Source organism: Amycolatopsis tolypomycina, from assembly GCF_900105945.1.
In the GTDB taxonomy this organism is placed as follows: Bacteria; Actinomycetota; Actinomycetes; order Mycobacteriales; family Pseudonocardiaceae; genus Amycolatopsis; species Amycolatopsis tolypomycina.
Window position 1 is genome coordinate 8,099,041 of the sequence record NZ_FNSO01000004.1, and the last position, 17,129, is coordinate 8,116,169.

Here is a 17,129-nt window from a genome sequence, read left to right on the forward strand (position 1 = left end):
ATGAATCCATGACCGAAGCCGACCGCCTCGCCCAGCTCGCCGAGCAGGAGGAACGCCTCCAGTTCACGAAGTTCGACAACGAGACCGCCCTCGCCCTCGGCCAGCAGCTGCTGACGGCCGCCCGTGAACGAGGGCTGCCGGTGACGATCTCGGTCCGGCGCAACGGCCAGCGGCTCTTCCACGCCGCACTGCCCGGAACGTCGGCCGACAACGACGCCTGGATCGACCGCAAGAGCCGGGTCGTCGACCGCTACGGCCACAGCTCCTTCCTGATCGGAACGCAGTTCCGCGCAAAGGGCGGCTCGTTCGAGGAGCACTCCCGCCTCGACCTGGACCTGTACGCCGCTCACGGCGGCGTCTTCCCGGTGCTGGTGCGCGGGGTCGGCCCGGTCGGCACGGTCGGCGTCTCGGGGCTCCCACAGGCCGACGACCACGCGTTCGTCGTCGAGCAGCTGGAGCTGTTCCTGAACTCCTGAAAATCCCCGGCGGGTTTGTCGAACCGGCACCCGGCGGCTTCGACCTCGGCGGCTGGGTGAAGCCCTTCTACGACGAGGACATGGCCCGGCTCGTCGCGGAGCGCTTCTCGGCGGCGGACGCGTCCTGCTCCACTGGCCGAAGGTCACCGACCCGGCCGACCCGGTCGCGTCCCGCCTCAACACCCTGCCGAAGTACGTGGCCTCGTGGACGAGTACCGGCTGCGGCTGTACCCGGTCGTGCTCGGCAAGGGGCCCCGAAACCCGGCAGACGGCGGCAGGCGTGACCGTGCTCGTGCTGCGGCCGGCCGGAAAGCCGCGGTTCGACACGTTCCGGCTGCCGGAGGACCTAAAGCAGTAGCGGCGGGCTGCTACCGTCGATTTCATGATGCGCGCTGGAAAGACGACGACGCCGGAGAGTGTCCCGGCGCGCTGAACGACGTTTCCAGCCCGGGGCGGGTGCCCCGGGCTGCGTCTTGTGGTCTCCCGCCTCGCCGTCCACGAGGGAGTCCACGATGCCCGACCACCGCAAGCTCGGCCGCGAGCTCGGCCTGTTCGACACCGACCCGCTGATCGGCGCCGGCCTGCCCTACTGGCTGCCCGACGGCGCCATCGTCCGCCACTGCCTGGAGGAGTACGTCCGCGACCTCGAGCGGCGCGCCGGGTACCGGCACGTCCATTCGCCGGTGCTGGCCAAGCGCGAGCTGTACGAGATCTCAGGACACTGGGCGCACTACCGCGACGACATGTACCCACCGATGGACGTCGGCGGCGAGCAGCTCGTGCTGCGGCCGAGCCTGTGCCCGCACCACGCGCTGATCTACCGGTCGCGCGGCCGCAGCCACCGCGAGCTGCCGCTGCGGATCGCCGAGCTCGGCGGGATGTACCGGGCCGAGCTGTCCGGCGTGCTCGGCGGGCTGGGCCGGGTGCGCGCGATCCAGCTCAACGACGCCCACGTCTTCTGCACCCTCGACCAGGTCGAAGCCGAGGCCGCCGCGGCACTGGCCCTGATCCGCCAGGCCCACGACGCACTCGGGATCAAAGCGGCCCGCTACCGCCTTTCCCTGCCCGGCCCCGGCGGCAAGTACGTACCGGGAAACTGGGACGAAGCCGTGGCAATCCTGCGCTCGGCCCTCGACGGCCTGCCGTACGACGAAGTCGAAGGCGAAGCCGCGTTCTACGGACCGAAGATCGACGTCCAGATAGCCGACAGCGCAGGGAGGGAATCGACCCTGTCCACCATCCAGGTCGACTTCCACCAGCCGCGGCAGTTCGGCCTCGAGTACGTCGGTGCAGACGGGGCGAAGCACCGCCCGGTCATGGTGCACAGGAGCATCATCGGCAGCATCGAGCGCGCGGTGGCCCAGCTGATCGAGATCCACGGCGGCGCCTTCCCGGCCTGGCTGGCGCCGGTGCAGCTCCGGCTGCTGCCGGTGTCCGCCGCGGAGATGCCCTACGCGCGGGAGATCCTGGACCGGTGCGGAGCCGTGCGGGCCGAGATCGCGTCGGAGGGCAGCCTCGGCGCCCGGATCCGGGACGGGCGCCTGGCGCCCTTCCAGGCCGTGCTCGGGCCGCGGGAGGTTGCCGCCGGGCAGCTTTCCCTGCGCCTGCGCGACGGCCGTCGGCTCGACGCCCAACCGGTGGAGGACGCCTTGGCGTGGATCGCCGCGGAGGCCAGGAGGCCGTAGCCGCGACACCCGGCCCCGGTCGCCGACGCTAGCCCGGTGCTCGCCGTCGGCGGCGGCCAGCCGCCGCGCCGCCGGGCGTCCGCAGCGCCCCTGGGCCGGACATCCGTAGCGCCACCGGCCGGACACCCGCATCACCACCAGGCCAGGCACCCCCACAGCACCGCCGGACCAGGCACCCACAGCACCGCCGGGCCGGACGCCCGCCGCGCCGCCGGGCCGGCACCCGGGGCGCGTCGGGCTTCGCCGGGAAGCTGTCAAGCTGCCATGGCCTCGGCCAGCCAGTCGAAGGTGGGAGCCAGGCTTTCCGGTGCCGCCCAGCCGTTGATCACCCCCAATAGCTCCAGATAGCGCTCGCGGCGCGGATCGTTGACGGCGCGGAGCCATTCCCGGAGCTCTCCGGGATCACGCCCCAGGCCGTCGACGATCGCCTTCGCCGCCGGCGACTTCGGCACGATCCCGGCCGCGACGGCCGGGGTGACCGCGTCCCGTACCTCGGCCGTCAGGTCCCGACGCAGACCGGCTTCGAGACCGTCTGCGAGCCGGCGCAGGTTTGCGCGGAACTCCGGGTCCCGCATCAGGGCGGCCAGCTCGATCCACGCCTCGGCTTGCTCGGGGCTGGGGTCCGCGGGCAGGTCCGGAGTGAGGGTGCGGGCAATCCCGGCCAGCTCGGGACGATCACCCAGGGCATCGGCGAGGAAGTCGCCGATCAGGCACTGCCGCTCCACCTCGGACAGCAGGGCCCGCTGGTGCGCGAGGCCCGCCTCCTCGGGGCGCGAGCCGCGGTTCGCCACCGCGTTCAGCACCGCACTTCGGCGCTGCAGGACGCCGATCTGCGCCGCCACCGCAGCACAGTGCTCCGCCGCCACCTCCGCGACCGTGGTCTCGCCGTCGATCACCCGCCGGATCGTGGCGAGGTCGATGCCGAGGTCGCGGAGGACGCGGATGACGTCGAGCCGGGCGAGCGCAGCGTCGTCGTAACGGCGCTGGCCCGCGGTGTTGCGCCCGGACGGCGGCACGAGGCCGCGATCCGAGTAGAACCGGACGGCCTTGACCGTCAGCCCGGTCCGGTGGGCGAGTTCGCCGATCGAATACTGCATGTCACAAGCCTGGCAGCTCCCCTCGGGGGAGGCGCAAGACCTGCGAGTTCGCTCGATCGTGTCGATCATGCGTTCGACTTTTCGCGATAGAATCGAACGCATGAGCGAACAGGTCAGGTCTCTTCCCGGATCCGGGTCACCAGCTGCGTCGGGTTCACGAACCGCAGCGCAACGAGAAGGAGCACGAGCATGGAAGCGGTGTAGATGGTCGCCATGGCGTCCACCGACTGGTTCGCGCGGATGCCCGCGGCGAACACGGAGTTGTAGAGCGCCACCACGAGGGTCGTCGAGTCCGGGCCGGCGGTGAGGAACGTCAGCTCGAACATGCCGACCGTGCGCACCAGCACCAGGATCGAGGCGGCCAGGATGCCCGGCAGCAGCAGCGGACCGAGGATGCGGGTGAACACCGAGACGGTCCGCGCGCCGGACATGCGGGCCGCGGCCTCGATCTTCGGGTCGATCTGCTCGATGAACGGCGTCATCGTAAGCACGACGAACGGCACCGAGGGCACGAGGTTGGCCAGGATGACGCCGGTGATCGTGCCGGCCAGGTGGAACTTGTACAGCACGGTGGCCAGCGGGATGCCGTAGGTGATGGGAGGGATCAGGATCGGCAGCACGAACAGCAGCATCACCAGGCGCTTGCCGGGGAACGAGCGGCGGGCCAGCGCGTAGGCGGCCGGGACGCCGACAGCCACCGACACGGCGATCACCACCAGTGCGACGACCGCCGTCGTGAGGAGGACGTCCGAAAGGCCGAACTCGCGCCAGGCGTCGGCGTACCAGTGGGTGGTGAAGCCGTCCGGGAGCCAGGTGCCGAACCACTGGGTACCGAACGAGTCGACGACCACCGAGAGCACCACGCCCGCGAGGTTGACGAAGAAGAACACCACGACGGCCCAGACGACCCAACGTCCGGGACGCGCGACCCAACCGGTCATCCCTTGCCTCCGGTCGCTCCGCGGTACAGCGTGCCGCGCCACGCCATGACCAGGCCGATCACGATCAGCATGACCACCGCCATGAGCATCGCGACGGCCGAACCCATCGAGTAGTCGTACTCCTCGAACGCGGCGTGGTAGGCGGCGATCGAGATGACGCGGGTCTCGTTCGCCGGGTCGCCGACGAGTTGCGCGCTCGGGAAGACCGAGAACGCCATCACGAACGAAAGGCAGAAGGTGATCGCCAGGCCGGGTGCCAGCAGCGGCAGCGTGATGCGGCGGAAGCGCTGGACGCCGTTCGCGCCGAGCGTCGCCGCGGCCTTCTCCAAGGAGGGGTCGATGCCCGAGAGATAGGACAACGTCAGCAGGAAGGAGAACGGGAAGCCGGTGATCACCAGGGAGAGCAGCACGCCGGTGTAATTGTGGATCAGCGGGAGCGGCTGGTCGGTGATCCCGAGGACGGTGAGCACCTTGTTCAGCCAGCCCGCCGGCCCGCCGTACATGATCAGGCCCTGCGCGGTGAGCACCGTGCCGAGCGTGATCGGCACGACGAGGATCGTCGTCAGGAGGCGCTTGCCACGGACGCGGCCGCGCATGACGTAGGCGATCGGGATGCTGGCGAGCGCGTTGACGAAGGTCGCCGGGAGCGCGATGCCGAGCGTCGTCCAGATGGTGTTGCGCAGGTAGGGGTCGCCGAAGAACCGCGCGTAGTTCGCGAAGACACCGCCCTTGCGCGGCGCGAACGACAGCTGGAGACCGTAGAGGAAGGGGTACAGGAACAGGCAGGCAGTGACGAGCAGACCGGGCACCAGGAGCAGCAGGGTGCGGTCGATCCCCCGTTCGGCAAGCCGGTGCCGCAAGGCAGGGCGAGCGCCGGCCACGGCGGTCACGACGCAACCTCCCCACCCCTGGCGGCGGCGATCGTCCCGGCGGCGCCAGCCACCACCCAGCCCCGGACAACACCGGCCCTCGGCACACCCACGGCGCAACCCCCGCGACACCCGGCACCTACCACCGCGACCCCGGCGCTCACGGCGCGAACACCAGCACCCGCTCGGCCGGAACACCGATCTTCGCGGTATCACCTGGCGCAAGGCGTTTGTCCGTGCGGAAGTACACCGGCACCCCGGTCCCCAGCCGGGCCGAGACCGACAGCTCGCGGCCGTGGTACTCGACGATCTCGACCGTCACGTCGAGGGCGTTCTCCGTGCCGTCGCCGACCACGAAGTCCTCGGGACGAATGGCCACCTTCGCCGGGCCCTCCGTGAGCGAGCCGCGGCCGGTGAGGCGGACTCCCTCGCCCTCCACCGTGACCGACGAAGCCGTCGTCGAGGTCACCGTCACGTCCAACAGGTTGCGATACCCCATGAAGGAGGCCACATAACTGTTCACCGGGTGGGCGTACACCTCCTCCGGCGTCCCGATCTGCTGGACGGCGCCCTCGCGCAGCACCACCAGGCGGTCGGCCAGTGACAGTGCCTCCTCCTGGTCGTGCGTGACGTACACCGTGGTCAGGCCGAGCGTCTGATGCAGGCGGCGGATCTCCATCCGCATCTCGAGCCGCAGCTTGGCGTCCAAATTGGACAGCGGCTCGTCCATCAGCACGACCGGCGGCTCCAGCACCACCGCGCGGGCGATGGCGACGCGCTGCTGCTGCCCGCCGGACAGCTGCGCGGGGAACTTCGCCGCGTGCTCGGTGAGCTGCACCAGACGGAGCGCTTCGTCGACGCGACGCCGGGCCTCGGCGCGGCCGACCTTGCGCATCTTGAGGCCGAAGCCGACGTTGGCGCGCACGGACATGTGCGGGAACAGGGCGTAGTTCTGGAAGACCATCCCGAACCCGCGTTGCTCCGGCGGCTGCCCGTCGATGCGGGCGTCGTCGAGCCAGATGCTGCCCTCGGTCAGGGGCAGCAGGCCGGCCAGGCAGTTCAACGCCGTCGACTTGCCGCAGCCGGACGGGCCGAGGAGGGCCACGAACTCGCCGCGGGTGATGGCGAGGTCGAGGCCGCGCAGGGCGTTCGCGGTGCCGAAACTCCGGGACACGCCGTCCAGCCGCAGCTGCCCGAACGTCACTTCTTGCCGACCTTCGAGCCGCCGACCAGCTGGTTCCACTTGTCGAACGCCTTGACCTGCTGCTCGGCGGGCAACGACGTCTCCTTGGGGTACTGCGCGATCCACTGGTCGTACTCCGGGCGCCCGAACTGCCGCAGCGTGTCCTGGCTCTTCTGCGGCGCCATCTGCAGGGTGACGTCCTTGACCGCCGGGCCCGGGTAGAAGTACCCGTCGTCGTAGGCGATCGCCTGCTGGTCCGGCTTGAGCATCCACGCGACCAGCTGCAGGATCGCCGACTCCTGGTCGGGCGAGAGGCCCTTGGGCATCAGGGCGTACTGGGCGTCGGTGACCCAGTGCATCGGCTGCATGATCGCGGTCTTGACCGTGTTGGGCACGGTGCCGAGCTTGCGCGGGTTGATGTCCCAGCCGGTGGTCGACATGATCATGTTCACCGAGCCGGACGCGAGGTTCTTCATCGTCTCCGTGGTGCCCGACGGGTAGTACTTCACGTACTTGCCGAGCTCCTGCAGGAACGCCCAGGTCTTGTCCCAGCCCTTGTCCGGGTCCTTCGGGTCCTTGTCGCCCAACAGGTAGGGCAGGCCCATCAGGAACGTCCGGCCCGGGCCGGAGTTCGACGGCTGGGCGTACTGGAACTTCTCCGGGTGCGCCTTCGCCCAGTCGAGCAGTTCCTGCGGCGACGCCGGGGCGGCCGGCACCGCGCCGGGGTTGAACTCCAGGAGCGGGCCCGACGGGTAGTAGACGACCTCGATGCCGTAGCCGTTGGCCAGCTCCTGCATCTTGGCCGCGGGCTCGAGGTAGTTCTGCATCAGGTTCGGGAACCGGCTCGAAAAGTCCGGCAGGACCTTCGCCAGGGTGCCGTTCGCGATGCCGGCCGAAAGACCGTCGGTGCCGCTCAGCACCAGGTGGGTCTGGGCGACGCCGCCGTCCTGCTCGGCCTTCAGCTTGCCCGCCATGCTCGGCGCGGGGGCTGTCGAATAGGTGACCTTCGCGAGCACTTCGGGGTGCGCGGCCTTGAAGTTCTCGATCATCTGCTTGGTGAGCTGCAGGTTGCCCGCGACGTCGAGGATGTTCAGCTCGACCGGTTTGCCCGGCTTGTCCGGCACAGCCTGGGGATCCGCTGCCTGGCCGCCGTCACCGCCGGGCGCGCCGCAGGCCGCCAGACCGGCGGCGAGGCTCACCGCCAGCAACACTCGTCGGAATCGGAAGCCGGTGCAACGCTGCATGGCTGCTCCCTAGGTCCGTGATAATGTTGCATGTCGCATCGTATATCAGATCGGACATGCCAGTGGCGAGCACTTCTTCGGCCCGAAGGCCGCCGCCGCCCGTGTCGCGGACGGATTTCGTGCGTGACGCGATCAAGGAAGCGATCTTGAGCGGGGAGTTCGGGCCGGGCGAAACGCTCGTCGAAGCCGAGGTCGGCGCCCTGCTGGGGGTGTCGAAGACGCCGGTGCGCGAGGCCTTGCGGATCCTGGCCGGTTCCGGTTTGGCCACGATGAGCACGTACAAGGGCGCCGCGGTCCGCGTCATGGACGCCGAGAGCGCGTACGCGGTGTACGACCTGCGCGCGCTGCTGGAACCCGAAGCCGTCCGGCGGGCCGTCGAGCGGGGTGCCGACTTCGAGGCGGCGCGGCAGGTGCTCGCCGGGGTCGAGACCGGCGCCGCGGCCGGCGACCGCGCGAAGGCGAGCCTCGCCAACCGGCTGTTCCACCGCGCGCTCTACGCCGGCTGCGGGAACCCGCTGCTGGTCGAGGTCCTCGACGGCCTGCGCGACCAGGCCGCGCTCATCACCGTCACCGGCTGGGGCATCAGCCCCACCTGGCAGGGCGAGGCGGCCGAACACCGGGCGATCCTGAACGCCGCCGAGAGCGGCAACGCCCGGCAGGCCGAACACCTGCTGCGCAAGCACATCACCGATTTCATCGATCGGGTCGCCTTCGGGCTGCCCGGCGAACGCACCACCGAGACCGGCGATCCGAAGGGGGCCCGATGACGTTCGAGGAGCAGAGGCGGCGGCTTTCCGGGGTGGTGGCCATCCCGGTCACGCCGTTCGACGCCGAGGGCGCCGTCGACGGCCAGACGTACGCGAAGCTGGTGGACCGGCTCATCACCGGCGGCATCGAGGTCGTGACGCCGAACGGGAACACCGGCGAGTTCTACGCGCTCGACGCGGCCGAAGCGCGGCAGTGCCTGGAGGTCACCGTCGAGGCCGCGGCGGGCCGGGCGAGCGTGCTCGCCGGGATCGGGCACGACGTCGCGTCGGCGACCCGGGCCGCCGTGCACGCCCGGGAGGCCGGCGCCGACATGATCATGATCCACCAGCCGGTGCACCCGTACATCTCCGGCGACGGCTGGGTCGACTACCACGCGTCGATCGCCGCCGCGGTGCCGGAGCTCGGTGTCGTGCTCTACGTCCGCAACCCGGCGATCGCGGGCGAGCAGCTGCACGCGCTCGGCGCGGTGGCCCCGAACGTCATCGGCGTGAAGTACGCGGTTCCGGACCCGGTCCGGTTCGGCTCGGTCGCCCGGGACGCGGGCTTCGACCGGTTCGTCTGGATCGCGGGGCTGGCGGAGCTTTCGGCCCCCGGCTACTTCGCGGTCGGCGCGACCGGCTTCACGTCCGGGCTGGTCAACGTCGACCCGGCGATCTCGCTGGAGATGTTCCACGCTCTGTCCACAGGGGACTACCCGGCGGCGATGACGGTCTGGGAGCGGATCCGCCCGTTCGAGGAGCTGCGGGCGGCCAACGGCAACGCCAACAACGTCAGCGTGGTCAAGGACGCGCTCGGCCAGCTGGGCCTGTGCCGCCCGGACGTCCGTCCCCCGAGCCGCCTGCTGACCGGGCCCGAGCGCGAGCAGCTCTTCGGCCTGCTGTCCTCGTGGGGCCTGTCGTAGGTGACTGAAGTTACTCGGACGTAAACAAGGAGTAAGCGGACAAACCAACGCCGTCAGGACGGCGTTCACGGGTGATCTCCGGGCCCGCCGGGCGGAGTGTCCTGGCGGCAGTCCGATCCGCCGTGATGCCCGGAGGCACCCGTGACGCTCAGCGAGCTTCTTCCCAGCCTCGGCTGCGAAGCCGCCGATCACCTCGAGCCAGGAGTCTGGCCGCGAAGCACCCGAGTCGGCGAAGACGGCGAGCTCCTCTTCGCCGGCGCCAAGGTCAGCCACCTCGCCGCCCGCTTCGGGACGCCGTCCTACCTCCTCGACGAACAGCAGGTCCGCGACACCGCGCGCGAGTACCGCGAAGCGCTGCCGGACGTCGAAGTCGCGTACGCGAGCAAGGCGCTCTGTACGCGCGCCGTGCTGCGTTGGGTCTCCGAAGCGGGGTTGTCGCTCGACACCTGCTCCGCCGGCGAGATCGCCGTCGCGCGCTCGGTCGGCTTTCCCGCCGACCGCATGCTGCTGCACGGCAACGCGAAGACGCCCGAGGACCTGAAGGCCGCGCTCGGGTACGGCGTCCGGCGGATCGTCGTCGACTCACTCGACGAAATCCAGCAGCTCGGCGCGCTCGCCCACGGCCCGCAGCAGGTCATGCTCCGGGTGACGCCGGGCGTTGCCGCCGGGGCGCACGCCGCCATCAGCACCGGCGCCGAAGGCCAGAAGTTCGGCTTCTCGCTCCTCGAGGGCGTTCCCGACAACGTCGACGCCGCCGTCGAGGCGATCAAAAACCAACCCGCGTTGCGCCTCCAAGGCCTGCACTGCCACATCGGCTCGCAGGTGTCCCGGGTCGACCGGTACGAGGCCGCCGCGCGGCGGATGGCCCAGGTGCTCGTCCGGATCCGCGACACCCACGGCGTCACGCTGCGGGAACTCGATCTCGGCGGCGGGCACGCGGTGCCGTACGTCGGCGGCGAGCCTGCCTTCGACCTCGGCGGCTACTCGCGACGCCTGCGCGTGGCCCTCGCCTTCGAGTGCGCGGCGCACGGCTTTCCCCTGCCGCGGCTGACGATCGAGCCCGGCCGGGCGCTCGTCGGGCCGGCCGGGATCACGGTCTACCGCGTGTGCGCGATCAAGCGCGGCAGCCGCACGTTCGTCGCGGTCGACGGCGGCATGAGCGACAACGCGCGGCCGTCCCTCTACGGCGCGCGGTACACGACGCGGCTGGTGGGACGGCGGTCCACCGCCACGCGCGTCCCGATGACCGTGGTCGGACGGCACTGCGAGGCCGGTGACGTCCTCGCCGAGGGCATCAGCCTGCCCGCCGACCTGCACGCCGGCGACCTGCTGGCCGTGCCGTGCACCGGCGCGTACCACCACTCGCTCGCCTCGAACTACAACCAGGTCGGCCGCCCGCCGCTGGTCGGCGTGCGTGACGGCGTCGCGACGCTGCTGGTGCGCCGCGAGACCGAGGAGGACCTCAGCCGACGCGATCTGGGGTGATGCGGTCGCCGCCGCGCAGCACGACCCCGCGCGGCAGGCGGCGGCCGGCGAAGAAGTCGCGGCAGGCCCGGTGGACGGCGAACATCAGCGGCACCCCGAGCACGATCGACACCACGCCGATCACCGCGACGCCGCCGATGCCGAACACCGTCGTCTCGCCCGCGTCCGGCCGCGCGTACTCGACCAGCGCGAACCCCAGCACGGCCAGGAAGAACACGCCACCGGTGAACGGCAGCAGCCCCCGCAGCACGAAGTTGCGCACGCTCGCGAAGAGCGTCCGGCGGAACACCCAGACGCAGGCCAGCGCCGTCATCGTGTACTCGATGGCGATGGTCAGCCCGACCGCGTCGACCGAGTCGGCCAGCACGTTGTCGCTGATCAGCGCCAGCAGCACGTACACCGCCAGCGACACCAGGCCGAACGCCCAGGTCGCCACGGTCGGCGTCCGGAACCGCGGGTGCACGCGCCCGAAGACCCGCGGCAGGGCGCCGTGGCTGGCCATCGACAACGTCGTGCGCGCGGCCGGCATGATCGTCGCCTGGCTGGTCGCCGCGCCGCTGGTCAGCACCGAGACGATCAGCAGCACGCCGAGCACCTTGCCGGTGGCGCCGTCACCGAACACCGCGCCGCCCAGGCCGGCCAGGACGTCCTCGGAGTTGGCCTCGTTGGCGAGGCCGATCCCGTCGGCGCCGACCCCGGCGAAGGCCAGCGCGGCGACCGTCACGAGCAGGTAGTTCAGCACCAGCAGCACCGTCGAAAGCACCGCCGCCCGGCCCGGCGCGTGCCGTGGATCGGCGGACTCCTCGTTGACCGACAGCGAGCTTTCCCAGCCCCAGTAGATGAACACGGCCAGCAGCACCGCCGACACCGCGGTACCGGCGGAAACCCCGCCCGGCCACAGCCAGTCCAGGTGCGGCGGCGACGCCTGCGGCCCGGCCGTGCCTTCGAAGACGCGGACCAGCGCGACGACCGAGAACAGCACCAGGACGGCGAGTTCCACGCCGAGCAGGATCCACTGCGTCCGCGCGGACACCTCGATCCCGCGGTGGCAGAGCCAGCACAGCGCGAGCAGCCAGCCGGCGCCGATCGCCGTCGTCAGCCACCGGCTATCCGCCGCGTCGGACGCGCCGAACAGCAGCAGCGTGTACCGGCCGGTGAGCGCGGACTGGCTGCTCATCACGAGCAGCTGCGCGACCGTGACGACCCAGCCGGTGAACCACCCGGCGTGCGGGCCGAACGCCCGGGCGGCCCAGGTGAAGTTGGTGCCGCAGTCGGGTTCCGCGGTGTTCAGCTCGCGGAAGGCGAACGCGACGAACAGCACGGGCACGAACGAGAGCAGCACGAACGCGGCCGCCTTGAAGCCGGTGCCGGCCAGCACGATCAGCCCGAGCGTGGCCGCGATGGAGTACGCCGGCGCGGTCGACGACATCCCGATGACCATCGATGACACCATGCCCAGCGCGCCGCCGCGCAGTCCCTTGGCGGGAACGGCGGGGGCGGCACCGAGCGCCACGGCCTCCGACATGCGTTGGTCCTCCTGGGGGTCACCGGTACGAAAGAGCCGTCGGACGGTACCCGGCGCGGCCCGGCGAGCGCGCCCGGCTGTGCGCGGGCGCACAAAACCGCCTCGGAAAGCCTCGTCGATTTCCCCTCTCGCCACCGATTCCTCGGCTGAGCGCGGCGTGCACGTCGAATCGCGCGAAGCTGGCGCGGAGGTCTCGCTTTCTCGGCAGGTCTCGATACGCTGCGCACTTGACAAATCACATGCCGAAACACAGGGAGGGACGGCATGGGTGACGAAACACGTGCGCGCGCGCTGGACAACACGGACAGATCACTGATCGCTCTGCTGCAGCAGGACGGCCGGGCCTCGTTCACCGCACTGGCCAAGGCGGTCGGCCTTTCGGAGGGTGCGGTCCGCCAGCGCGTCCAGCGGTTGCTGCGCGACGACCTGATGCAGATCGTCGCGGTGACCGACCCCGCCAACGTGGATCTGACGCGCCAGGCCATGGTCGGCATCAACGTCGACGGCGTGGATCCCCGTGAGGTCGCGGACAAGCTGTCCGAGCTGACGAACGTGCACTACGTCGTGCTGTGCGCCGGGCGTTACGACCTGCTGGCCGAACTGGTCTGCCGGGACGACGACCACATGCTCGACGTGCTCGGCGAAGAGATCCGGAAGATCCCGGGCGTGTCCGGGACCGAGCTCTTCGTGTACCTGAAGCTGGCCAAGCAGAACTACTCCTGGGGCCGGCTCACGGCGTAGCGGGTGCGGGGATGACGGGCACGCACCGCCGCCCGCCACCCCCGGACCGCTACAGGAATCGCCGGTGCCCGGACCTCGCGGGCACCCCGGCCTCGACGAGGCCGGTCAGCGCCGCCGGGAGCGGATCCCGGTGCAGCACCCCGAGGCGCTGCGTGGCGCGCGTGAGCGCGACGTAGAGCTCGGCCGCGCCGCGCGGGCCCGCGGCCAGGATCCGCTCCGGCTCGACAACGAGCACGGCGTCGAACTCCAGTCCTTTGGCCGCGGCGGCCGGGATCGTTCCCGGGACACCGAGCGGACCGATCACGACGCTGGTGCCTTCGCGGCCGGCCTCGTCGCGGACGAAGTCCTCGATGGCCTCGGGCAGGTCACCGTCGTCCACTCGTCTGGACCACGGCCGGACCCCGCACGCGCGCACCGATTCGGGCGGCCGCGCGGCCGGCGCGAAGCGGGCCAGCAGCGCGCCCGCGACCGTCATGATCTCCGCCGGGGTCCGGTAGTTCACGGTCAGCTCGCGGTACACCCAGCGGTCGCCGACGTACGGCGCGAACACCGGGCCCCACGCCGTCGCCCCGGCCGCCGAGCGGCGCTGGGCGAGGTCGCCGACGACCGTGAACGACCGGCTCGGGCACCGCCGCATCAGCACCCGCCAGTCCATTTCGGACAGTTCCTGCGCCTCGTCGACGACGACGTGCCCATACGTCCAGTCGCGGTCCGCGGCCGCCCGCTCGGCGAGGTCGCGCGTGTCGTGCTCGGTGAACCGCCCGGCCAGCTCGTCGGCGTGGAGCAGGTCCTCGGCGACCAGCGCGACGTCCTCGTCCAGCTCCTCGGCGTCCAGTTTCATGAGGTCCATGACGCCGGCGGCGTACTCGGCCTCGGCTTCGGCCCGCCGCCGCGCGGCCGCGCGTTCCCCGGCGTCGTCCCGGCCGAGCAGGTCGACCAGCTCGTCGAGCAACGGCACGTCGGACACGGTCCAGGCGGTGCCGTCCGCGCGGAACAACGCCGGATCGGCGCCGGCGGCCTCGAGCCGGCGCGGCGACATGTACAGCGGCGCCAGCAGCGTCTCCGGCGTCAGGTACGGCCACAGCCCGTCGAGCGCGGCGCCGAGCGCTTCGTGCTCCGCGAGCTCGTCGAGGACGTCGGCGCGCAGGTCCGCCCACAACCCGCGGTCCTCCCGCGTCAGCCAGCCTTCGCCGATCTTCGCCACCCCGCGCTCGGCGACGAGCGCCACGACGTGCTCGCGGAAGACCGCGCGGGCTTCGTTGTGCGGCAGCCCGGTCCCGCGCGCTGTGTGCCGGGCTTCGGCCACGAGGTCGGCGTCGAGCGCCACGGTGACGTCACCCAGGTCGATCGGCACCGGCTCGACCGGCACCTGCTGGCGATCGGCGACCGCGGCGGCCAGCACGTCGAGGATCTCCAGCGACCCCTTGAGCCGCGCTACCTCCGGCGCGTCCTCGGCGGTGACGCGCAGGCCGGGGACGAGTCCGCCGGTCGTCGTGAAGACGACGTCCGACTCGCCGAGCGACGGCAGCACGCGGCCGATGTGGTCGAGGAACAGCGGGCTCGGCCCGACGACGAGCACGCCGCTGCGCGACATCCGCTCGCGCCGGGTGTAGAGCAGGTACGCCACCCGGTGCAGGGCGACGGCCGTCTTGCCGGTGCCGGGGCCGCCTTCGACCACCAGCACGCCCGCGTGGCCCAGGCGGATGATCTCGTCCTGCTCGGCCTGGATCGTCGCGACGATGTCCCGCATGCCATCGCCGCGGGGCGCGTTGACGGCCGCGAGCAGGGCCGCGTCCCCGCGCTCGGTGTCGCCCGGACGCCCCAGGACCTCGTCGGTGAAATCGAGGACCCGGCGGCCCACCGTGTGGAATTGGCGACGGCGGCGCATGTTTTCCGGCGTCGCCGCGGTGGCGACGTAGAACGGCCGCGCCGCGGGTGCCCGCCAATCGAGCAGGAAGGGTTCGTAGTCGTTTTCCGCGTCGAAGAGCCCGATACGGCCGATGTAGCTGGTTTCGCCCGAAAGGGCGTCCAGCCGGCCGAAGCAGAGCCCGTTGTCGGCGACGTCCAGCCGGGCCGCCTCCCGCGACCGGAACCGGACGTCGTTGTCCCGTTCCCCCGGCTGCACACCGGTTTGCCCGAGTGCGCCGTGGTACCGGGCCTGCGCCGCCGCGCGCTCGCGGTCGAGCCGCTCGTACAGCGCGGCGACGTAGGCCCGTTCTTCCCGCAATTCCTCGTCGTACCCCTGGTTTGACAAGTTCCCCTCACAGCGGTTAGACTCTTATCAGGTTCGGCGAGTTCTTCTGTGGTTTCGAAGAGCGCGCCGATTTTTTATTGTCCACCCGCTGTCAAGAGCCTCAGCCCAGCATGAATTCACGCGGGTTCAGCGGCCGGTCCACCACCCGCACGTCGCCCAGCAACCCGGCGAAACTGCGGTCCACCTTCCCCTCGTAGGACGACGCGCCGACCAGCCACGGGCCACCCGGATCGGCGAGCCCGACGGCGGGCGTGGCCGGGTTCCGGACCACCGGGCAGCCGTCGACGTACATCGTCGTGCGCCGGCCGTCGTTGACCACGGCGACGTGCCACCACTTCTCCACCGGCAGCTCGTGACCCCAATTCGTCGAGGTCCGGTCCTGGTTCAGGGGGTACACCGCCCACTGCAGCTCGCCACCGTCCGAAAGGGACAGCGTGGCCGCCGATTCCTGCGGGTCGTCGCCGGTCTTGCCCGCGGCGGCGCCGCTGCCCTGCCGGGCGAACAGGCCGCACCAGCCGTGGTGGCCGTCCTTGAAGTCCGCCGGCAGCCAGAAGAACGCCTCGACGGTGTAGCCGCGCTCGAACTTCTGCTTGTTGATCGGCGCCGCGTCGACCGTGCGCAGGTAGGCACCCCGGCTCGGGTCGCGGCCGCCGTCGAACCGCAGGCTCGCCCGCGACGGCTGCCGCGGCGAGAACTCGTTCGAATACTTCAACGCCTCCGGCCCGCTCCCGGGCGCGGTCACGCGCGTGAGGTCGTTGCCGCGGCCGGTCTGGTCGCGCACGACGACGTCGTCCGGCACCACCTTGCCGTCCTGACCGCCCTCGAACCGCCAGTACGCGACGGTTCCCGGGATCAGCAGCTGCTTCGCGGGCCGTCCGGACGGGACCGGCACCGGCGCGAAGCCCTGGAAGCGCTCGGCGAAGTCGATCTCCAGGCTGAAGTAGTCGGCCGCACCACTGCGCTCGACCTCCACCTGCTGCAGCTCACTCAGGTGGTCCTGCGCGGCGAGCCACGGCGAGAGCGTCCGGACGTCGATCACGCCGCGCGCGAGGTCGAACTGGTAGAGCCGGATCATCGCGCTGCCGCCGTAGTAGCGGTCCTGGTAGTTGGCGATGTGGACGTGCACGTCGTGCCCGGCGGCGTTCTTCCGGACGGTGCGCCCGGTCGGCCAGTAGTGGCCGTTGAGCGTGAGGAAGATCTGGTCGTTGCCCTGCACCAGCTCCTGCCAGACGTGCTCGCCGAACGTCGAGAACTGGGCCTGGGCGTGGTCGTCGGCCCAGGCGAGTTCGTGGATGGTCAGGATCGCCGGCAACGTCGGGTGCTGCGCGAGGACCTGCTTCGCCCAGTTCAGGCCGCCCGCCGACGGCCGCCAGTCGAGGGCGAGCAGCAGCCACTCGCGGCCGCCGCCGCGGAAGATGTGGAAGGTGTTGTAGCCGTCCTTGGACGCGCCCTTGAAGGTCGGCGAGTTGCGCTGCCGCTGGGGGCCGAACGCGTCGAGGTACGGCGAAGGGCCGCGCTGGTCGTCCTTCGACCCGTCGATGTCGTGGTTGCCCGCGAGGGTGCTGTAGGGGAACCTGCAGCGGTCGAGGGCTTGGAACGACCGGCTGACTCGGGCGAACTCGTCCGCGCGGCCGTTCTGGGTGAGGTCGCCGAGGTGCGCGAGGAAGACAACGTTGTCGTCCCGCGCTTCGAGGACGTACCGCAGCGACGCGTCCAGCGGGGCCGCGTCGCCGCGGTCCTCGTCGAACAGGTACTGCGTGTCGGGCATGACCACGAGCGTGAAGCGCGGATCCTCGGTGTCCGGGCGGTGCCGGCCGGTGGCTCCGGCGGCCGGGGCGCCGAGGACGTTCGGCAGGGTCGCGGCGGCGGCGACGGCCGGGGCGCCGAGGAGGAAGGTCCGGCGAGAAGTGTCAGTCACGGGCGGGAAGCTACGGGCGGCTTCCGACCACCCCGGCAACGC

14 protein-coding genes are annotated in these 17,129 nt (G+C 71.2%); 6 read left to right on the forward strand and 8 right to left on the reverse strand.

Going from position 1 to position 17,129, the window contains the following annotated elements; genetic code table 11:
- Window positions 1–8 precede the first annotated feature (8 nt).
- Both BLW76_RS47130 and thrS read left to right on the forward strand, forming a co-directional pair.
- Window positions 9–476, forward strand: coding sequence for a heme-degrading domain-containing protein (locus BLW76_RS47130; RefSeq protein ID WP_091319173.1), 468 nt, complete (start codon window positions 9–11; stop codon window positions 474–476).
- Window positions 477–949: 473 nt separating this feature from the next.
- Window positions 950–2,161, forward strand: coding sequence for a threonine--tRNA ligase (gene thrS / locus BLW76_RS47140; protein WP_279627732.1), 1,212 nt, complete (start codon window positions 950–952; stop codon window positions 2,159–2,161).
- Window positions 2,162–2,415: 254 nt separating this feature from the next.
- Here thrS and BLW76_RS47145 read toward each other — a convergent pair whose 3' ends face one another.
- The 5 genes from BLW76_RS47145 to BLW76_RS47165 all read right to left on the reverse strand — a co-directional run bounded on the left by BLW76_RS47145 (window position 2,416) and on the right by BLW76_RS47165 (window position 7,495).
- Window positions 2,416–3,258, reverse strand: coding sequence for a MerR family transcriptional regulator (locus tag BLW76_RS47145; RefSeq protein ID WP_091319176.1), 843 nt, complete (start codon window positions 3,256–3,258; stop codon window positions 2,416–2,418).
- 113 nt (window positions 3,259–3,371) lie between these two features.
- Window positions 3,372–4,199 (reverse strand): ABC transporter permease, encoded by an 828-nt coding sequence (locus tag BLW76_RS47150; RefSeq protein WP_091319178.1) that lies wholly within the window; start codon window positions 4,197–4,199, stop codon window positions 3,372–3,374.
- Window positions 4,196–5,089: an ABC transporter permease gene (locus BLW76_RS47155; protein ID WP_091319179.1), complete on the reverse strand. Its 894-nt coding sequence runs from the start codon at window positions 5,087–5,089 to the stop codon at window positions 4,196–4,198. Before BLW76_RS47155 ends, BLW76_RS47150 begins: the two co-directional genes overlap by 4 nt.
- 139 nt (window positions 5,090–5,228) lie before the next feature.
- Window positions 5,229–6,272, reverse strand: a complete 1,044-nt coding sequence (locus BLW76_RS47160) for an ABC transporter ATP-binding protein (RefSeq protein ID WP_091319181.1) — start codon at window positions 6,270–6,272, stop codon at window positions 5,229–5,231.
- Complete coding sequence (locus BLW76_RS47165) at window positions 6,269–7,495, reverse strand: extracellular solute-binding protein (RefSeq protein WP_208613521.1); 1,227 nt, start codon at window positions 7,493–7,495, stop codon at window positions 6,269–6,271. Before BLW76_RS47165 ends, BLW76_RS47160 begins: the two co-directional genes overlap by 4 nt.
- 62 nt (window positions 7,496–7,557) lie before the next feature.
- Between BLW76_RS47165 and BLW76_RS47170 the strand changes: the two genes are divergently transcribed.
- The 3 genes from BLW76_RS47170 (at window position 7,558) to lysA (ending at window position 10,649) form a co-directional block, all read left to right on the forward strand.
- On the forward strand, window positions 7,558–8,262 hold the full coding sequence (locus BLW76_RS47170; protein ID WP_091319184.1) for a GntR family transcriptional regulator: 705 nt from the start codon (window positions 7,558–7,560) through the stop codon (window positions 8,260–8,262).
- Window positions 8,259–9,164 carry a dihydrodipicolinate synthase family protein gene (locus tag BLW76_RS47175; RefSeq protein WP_091319185.1) on the forward strand — a complete coding sequence of 302 codons (906 nt, stop codon included), beginning with the start codon at window positions 8,259–8,261 and terminating at the stop codon, window positions 9,162–9,164. The genes BLW76_RS47170 and BLW76_RS47175 overlap by 4 nt, the downstream gene beginning before the upstream one ends.
- Window positions 9,165–9,305: 141 nt before the next feature.
- Window positions 9,306–10,649 (forward strand): diaminopimelate decarboxylase, encoded by a 1,344-nt coding sequence (gene lysA / locus BLW76_RS47180; protein ID WP_091319188.1) that lies wholly within the window; start codon window positions 9,306–9,308, stop codon window positions 10,647–10,649.
- On the opposite strand, the gene BLW76_RS47185 is transcribed toward lysA, so the two are convergent.
- On the reverse strand, window positions 10,627–12,174 hold the full coding sequence (locus BLW76_RS47185) for an APC family permease (protein ID WP_091319190.1): 1,548 nt from the start codon (window positions 12,172–12,174) through the stop codon (window positions 10,627–10,629). The genes lysA and BLW76_RS47185 overlap by 23 nt on opposite strands.
- 264 nt (window positions 12,175–12,438) lie before the next feature.
- Here BLW76_RS47185 and BLW76_RS47190 point away from each other — a divergent pair, with 264 nt between their 5' ends.
- Window positions 12,439–12,915 (forward strand): Lrp/AsnC family transcriptional regulator, encoded by a 477-nt coding sequence (locus tag BLW76_RS47190; RefSeq protein WP_091319192.1) that lies wholly within the window; start codon window positions 12,439–12,441, stop codon window positions 12,913–12,915.
- A 49-nt stretch (window positions 12,916–12,964) separates the two neighbouring features.
- Here BLW76_RS47190 and helR read toward each other — a convergent pair whose 3' ends face one another.
- Both helR and BLW76_RS47200 read right to left on the reverse strand, forming a co-directional pair.
- Window positions 12,965–15,169: an RNA polymerase recycling motor ATPase HelR gene (gene helR, locus BLW76_RS47195; protein ID WP_091319194.1), complete on the reverse strand. Its 2,205-nt coding sequence runs from the start codon at window positions 15,167–15,169 to the stop codon at window positions 12,965–12,967.
- A 100-nt stretch (window positions 15,170–15,269) separates the two neighbouring features.
- Window positions 15,270–17,087, reverse strand: a complete 1,818-nt coding sequence (locus BLW76_RS47200) for a laminin G domain-containing metallophosphoesterase family protein (RefSeq protein ID WP_091319196.1) — start codon at window positions 17,085–17,087, stop codon at window positions 15,270–15,272.
- Window positions 17,088–17,129: the final 42 nt, after the last annotated feature.